The sequence below is a fragment of the Pseudomonas sp. EL_65y_Pfl2_R96 genome (assembly GCF_963970905.1).
Lineage (GTDB): Bacteria > Pseudomonadota > Gammaproteobacteria > Pseudomonadales > Pseudomonadaceae > Aquipseudomonas.
Window position 1 is genome coordinate 1 of the sequence record NZ_CAXAQH010000087.1, and the last position, 1,689, is coordinate 1,689.

Below are 1,689 nucleotides of genomic sequence, written 5' to 3' on the forward strand. Positions count from 1 at the left end.
TTTTGGGGCGTTCGGTACGTGTCAAGGTACCTGTCGCCTTGGTCCTCCAGTTGTTAGCCCGTTGCGTCCTTAATTTCAGGGCGCTCTGGGTTTAAATACACCGCATCTGCCAGCTTCCAGTTACGTGTTCGAGTGCTCCAGCGGCTCGGATTAACCTCCCTGGCATCCTCATAAAGCACTGTCCTAGCTTGTAATAGAGCCGTTGCTTTGCCTTCGTGCCGCTCGTTTGGCGTCACGTATTTCAGGGCGCTGTGGCGGTGATCCTCGTTGTACCACTCGATAAATTTCTGCACCCAAAGTCTTGCCTCAGTAACCGTATCAAATGGTTGATCCGGCCAGAGTGGGCAGTACTTTGCGGTACGGAAAAGTGCTTCGGCGTAAGCGTTGTCATTGCTCACCCTTGGCCGACTAAAGGACGGCTCGACGCCCAGGGCAATCATGCTTTCGCGCAACAAGGAACCTCTCATGACGTGGCCGTTATCCGAGTGCAGGACCAACGGACGACCCGCTGTATGCTCACGCAAGCATCCCTTTCTAAGCAGCTCACACGCGTGTTCGGCACATTCCACCTCATGCACTTCATTGGCCACGAGCTTGCGGCTGTAGACATCCTTGACCATGTACCAGTAGAAAAAACGACCTCTGACAGTGCTGGGTAGCCAAGTGATATCCCAGCACCACACCTGATTGGGTGCGTCAGCGCGATGCGTAGTCAGTACCTTGCGTTTCGGAGCCTTGGTTCGGCCGCGACGCACGTTTTGATTAGCGGCTTTTAACACACGGTAAAACGTCGACTCCGAAGCCAGGTAGATACCTTCATCGGCCAGTTTTGGAACGATCTGGTGTGGGGTGAGGCTGGCATAGCCAGCCTGGTTGGCAGCATCAAGCACCGCTTGGCGCTCTGTCTCACTGAGCTTGTTCGACGGTGCTGCTCGCTGAGCTAGTAGGCGCCCGTCGCAGTCGGCGTGTCGCCAACGTTGAACTGTGCGCAGGCTCAGCCCTAGTTCATTACACGCTCGATATCGACGAGCCCCACTCAACACCGCTTCAGCAATCAACTTCATGGCTTGCGTGCGATCAGAGGCGCTGATCAGTCTTCCTTGTCCTTGCCCCAGATCGCATTGGCTTTTTTTCTGAGTTCCAGCAAAGCCACCGCCTCCGCACGTCCAGCATCGGATTGGATCAACTGACGTTCCAGATCTTTGATTCGCCGCTGCTCGGCGGTTTTTTCTGCGCTGGGTTTCAAATCAGCAAGGGTATTGGCGTTTTGGCACGCCTCGCGCCACTGCTGAATCTGCTCAGGATAAATTCCCTTGATTCGGCAATATTGAGAAATTTCCACCTCGCTCAACGGGGCGGTTTCCATGACAGCATTGAATTTATCGGCGCTGGACCATTGATCACTGGTCTTGCCGTTTCCCGGCACGATCAAACCTTTATCTCTAGCCATTTGTCTCCAGTTACGCAGTGACTGAGGCGTGAGATTGAGCGCAATGGCGAGTTCCGCCACCGAGCGATTAAGGGGAGGCATCATTTGCAGGACGACCCAATCTTTGAAGTCGTCGTCATAACGCTTTGCCATTGCTAATCACCTTCGCCCTCTTGAGTGACTGAGTCAATCAACAAGGGCGACAGGTAGCCTGACACGGAGGGCGTTTGCCAAAAGTGACCCGCTGTAAGAGCGGAACC

1 protein-coding gene is annotated in these 1,689 nt (G+C 54.4%); it reads right to left on the reverse strand.

What is annotated here, in order from left to right; translation table 11 throughout:
• Window positions 1-53: 53 nt before the first annotated feature.
• A protein-coding gene (locus AACY49_RS29515; protein WP_445262669.1) for an IS3 family transposase occupies window positions 54-1,582 on the reverse strand; the annotation gives its coding sequence in 2 pieces (ribosomal slippage) (window positions 54-1,141 and window positions 1,141-1,582; 1,530 coding nt in all).
• Window positions 1,583-1,689: the final 107 nt, after the last annotated feature.